The following is a 3,704-nucleotide window of genomic DNA, read 5'->3' on the forward strand; positions in this document are numbered from 1 at the left end:
CTGCCGGACTTAACCAGCTCGACCATGTGGGCCCGGAATTCCACAGGGTATGGGGTACGATGCCTGCCCATTTCGACACCTCCTGATCAAAAGCATAGGTGTCCGTTTTTGCGGGTCAACTTCACTGCATCTGCCTGAAGTGGAGATCACTGCGGTCGAGATCGACCCTGAGGTGATTGCGCTGCGCGACGTGTTCAGGATTCCGGCAGACGACGCGCGCTTCAGGGTGGTGTGCGCCGATGGCGCAGACCACATCCGGAATGAGGGCGCCGCAGCCGATGTCATCCTGGTTGATGCCTACGTGTCGGGCGGGGTCGCGAGCCAGTGCACGGATATCGCGTTCTTCTCTGCATGTCGCGAACGGTTGACGGAGACGGGCGTACTTGCGATGAATTTCACCGATGACGAACCCGCGCTGGACCTCTACCTTGAACGGCTGAAATCCGTGTTCGGCACCTCATACGCATTGGTCCGATGCGGAGACGACAGCAATTTCGTCGCTTTCGCCTGGAAAGGCAGAAGCCGTCTGCCGTCTTCGCGCGTCCTGCTGGATCGCGCCTTCTCGTATGCGTGGGCGGATGACCTGCGGCTACCGGTTACCGCCAGACGACTGAAGGGCGGTGTAAGCCTCGACCCCAAGCGGTTGATCTGGCGCGAGAACGGCCACGCGCACTGGGAGCATGGTGCCTGAACGTGCTGGCTCAGTGAGGCTCAGTCGGCGCTGCGCCCGACCCGCTTTCCCAGCGTACTCTTCGTCTTGTAGGTCACGCCGTGACGTTCGAGATATTCGCGGATCAACTGCCGGACAACCTGCGAAGACGTCAGATCCTGCGCGGCACAGAGCTTCTCGAATGCCTCCTTCTTGGCGGGATCGATCAGGATGGTCAGACGCGCGGTTTTCGTTTCCATTGGGAGAGGCAGGAAAGGCAAGTATGATAATCGAATTATAATACACTCGCGTTCAATGCCAATGCCCGCGCAAGCGCGCGAGGCCGTCCCGATAGTCACGACGCCCTGGGCATCGATACCCTGCACAGCGACGTTCCGGTAACACTGCCGGGACTGCGCGCTACGGCCACTCCCCCGCTTCACGCTCCTCACGCAGACCATCGTGCCCGGCACGGCATCGGGATCTCCCCGTGCCCGGTTGCTGCCTGCGGAACTACGCGAACACGTCGTCGGCGATAAAGGCGAGCGACAACCCATGCTGACGGTTTGCGCTTGTATTGCGCCCACTTTCCGCGAGCCCGTTGAACGCTACGTGTGACGCGCCGGCACACCCGCTGCGCCGGCTCTTTTTTCCCCATGTAGCTCACATGATAACATCATTAGCATACCCTGCTAGCCACATGCATCTTTCGATGTAATATTATGCGCAGGACTGATCCGGTGTGCCGGGCTCGGTCCATGCCCCTCGTCCAATCCGAGCGCACTGGAGACAATCCGGATGGCAAGCGTGTCTGGCGTCCATTTCGTCCTGCTGGTCGTCGCTGCCTGGCTCGCAGTCGGCGCGCTGGGCCTTGGGGTGTTGCATCGCACACGGCTGGTCGCGCACGGACTGTTTCCGCTCGGAGCGCTGGCTGGCGTGCTGCTGGGCGCGGCAGGTGTTGTGGGTGTCTTCGCCGAACCTTCCACCCTGGTACTGCCGGTCGGTCTGCCCGGCCTTCCGTTCCATCTGCGCCTCGACCGGCTGTCGGGCTATTTCCTGTTCGTGCTCGGCGTCGTCAGCGTGGGGATCGGCGCCTTTTCCGCTGGCTACTTCCGCAAGGGCGAAGGGACCGCGCCTGGGCTCATCTGTTTCGAATACCACGTGTGTATCGCGAGCATCGCGTTCGTGCTCGTCGCAGACGACGCCTACGCGTTCATGGTTGCCTGGGAAACGCTGACGCTGTCCGCCACGTTCCTCGTCATGACCAACCACCGGATCGGCGAGATCCGTCGCGCCGCCTACCTGTACTTCCTGATTTCACACGTCGGCGCGCTCGCGCTGCTCCTGTGCTTCGGCATTCTCCAGGCGCGCACCGGCGACTACACCTTCGCCAACATGCGGGCTCAGTCGCCCGATACATTCTGGGCGTCGCTCGCGTTCCTGTTCGCCCTGACCGGATTCGGCGCGAAGGCCGGCGTGTTTCCGCTGCATGTCTGGCTACCGGAGGCGCATCCGGCGGCGCCGTCGCCCGTATCGGCACTTCTGAGCGGATTCGTGCTGAAAGTCGGCCTCTACGGCATGCTGCGTACCGTGTTCGACCTGCTGCACGTGCAGATCGCGTGGTGGGGTGTGCTGCTGCTCGTGCTCGGCGTTGGCACCACGCTGCTTGGCGTGGTGTTCAGCACGATCCAGGTCGACATGAAGCGCCTGCTCGCGTATTCGTCGATCGACAACGTTGGCCTGATGATCGCCGCACTCGGACTCGCGGTGCTGTTTCGCGCGTGCGGCATGCCGCTTCTGTCAGCCCTGGCGCTGACCGCGATGCTCTACCAGATCGCCGCACACGCGTGTTTCAAGAGCCTTCTGTTCCTGGGTACGGGCGCTGTGCTGCACGCCACCGGGGAGCGTAACCTTGGCAGGCTGGGCGGCCTGATCCGGTTCATGCCGTGGACCGCGTGGGCCGTGCTCGCCGGCGTCGCGGCCAGTGCAGGCCTGCCGCCGCTGAGTGGCTTCGTCGCGGAGTGGCTCCTGCTGCAGAGTTTCCTGTTCGCGCCGGGCTTGCCCAATTCCGTGCTTGCCATGACCGTGCCGATCGTGGCCGCGCTGGTCGCGATGTCGGCGGCGCTCGCCGGCTACACCATGGTCAAGTTTTTCGGCATCGTGTTCCTCGGGCAGCCGAGGGAAGCGAAACTGGCCCGTGCACGCGACGCGAATGTATGGGAGCGGCTCGCGTTCTGCTGGTTCGCCGCGGCCGGCGTGCTGCTCGGGCTGATGCCCGTTCAGTTCGTCAAGGTGCTGGACCCGGTCACGCGTGCGCTGGTTGGGAGGGGCGTCGCTGCGAACAACCAGGGCTGGCTGCTGTTCGCGCCGGTGTCCACTGCACGGGCGAGTTACATGCCCGGCGTGTTCGTGCTTTTCTTCATTGCCTGCTGCGCGCTTGCCTGGATCCTGGTGCGGCGCTTCTACCACGGCCGGCTGCGTCGCGCGGCGCCCTGGAGCTGCGGCTTTCCGTTCACGACAGCACGGATGCAGGACACCGCCGAAGGCTTCGGGCAACCGATCCGGGAGATCTTCGCGCCGCTGCTACGCGTCGAGCGGCAATTGCCATCGCCATACGATACGCAACCGGTCTACCGCGTGTCAGTCACCGACCGCACATGGTCCCTGCTCTATGATCGAATCGCGGCACTCACGCAGCGCACGGCACAATGGGCTGGCCGGCTGCAGACCGGCAGGATTGCCGTGTACCTGACCTACAGCTTCGCCGTCCTGATCCTGCTGCTGATGCTGGTGAGGCAATGGTGAGCCTGTCCGGCGTGATCTCGCAGGCCCTCGAGATTCTCGTGGCGCTTGCCGGCGCCCCGCTGCTCACGGGCTGGATCAACCAGTGCCGCGCATGGCTGCAAAACCGGCGCGCGCCATCCATCTGTGAAGTTGACCCGCAAAAACGGACACCTATGCTTTTGATCAGGAGGTGTCGAAATGGGCAGGCATCGTACCCCATACCCTGTGGAATTCCGGGCCCACATGGTCGAGCTGGTTAAGTCCGGCAGAA

At 63.4% G+C, this 3,704-nt stretch carries 2 protein-coding genes and 2 pseudogenes; 3 read left to right on the plus strand and 1 reads right to left on the minus strand.

The features are described from left to right. Positions 1 to 127 precede the first annotated feature (127 nt). Positions 128 to 691: pseudogene (locus AB4Y42_RS43520) on the plus strand (spermidine synthase); the annotation flags it as partial. A gap of 20 nt (positions 692 to 711) precedes the next feature. Here the strand turns inward: AB4Y42_RS43520 and AB4Y42_RS43525 are convergent. Beyond that, on the minus strand, positions 712 to 909 hold the full coding sequence (locus tag AB4Y42_RS43525) for a ribbon-helix-helix protein, CopG family (protein WP_342952542.1): 198 nt from the start codon (positions 907 to 909) through the stop codon (positions 712 to 714). A 538-nt stretch (positions 910 to 1,447) separates the two neighbouring features. Between AB4Y42_RS43525 and hyfB the strand changes: the two genes are divergently transcribed. Together hyfB and AB4Y42_RS43535 are read left to right on the plus strand one after the other, a co-directional pair. Then, positions 1,448 to 3,454 carry a hydrogenase 4 subunit B gene (hyfB, locus tag AB4Y42_RS43530; protein WP_368691888.1) on the plus strand — a complete coding sequence of 669 codons (2,007 nt, stop codon included), beginning with the start codon at positions 1,448 to 1,450 and terminating at the stop codon, positions 3,452 to 3,454. Beyond that, a pseudogene (locus tag AB4Y42_RS43535) lies at positions 3,448 to 3,582 on the plus strand (formate hydrogenlyase); the annotation flags it as partial. The gene hyfB and the pseudogene AB4Y42_RS43535, both read left to right, overlap by 7 nt. Positions 3,583 to 3,704: the final 122 nt, after the last annotated feature.

Source organism: Paraburkholderia sp. EG286B (assembly GCF_040965655.1).
GTDB lineage: Bacteria > Pseudomonadota > Gammaproteobacteria > Burkholderiales > Burkholderiaceae > Paraburkholderia.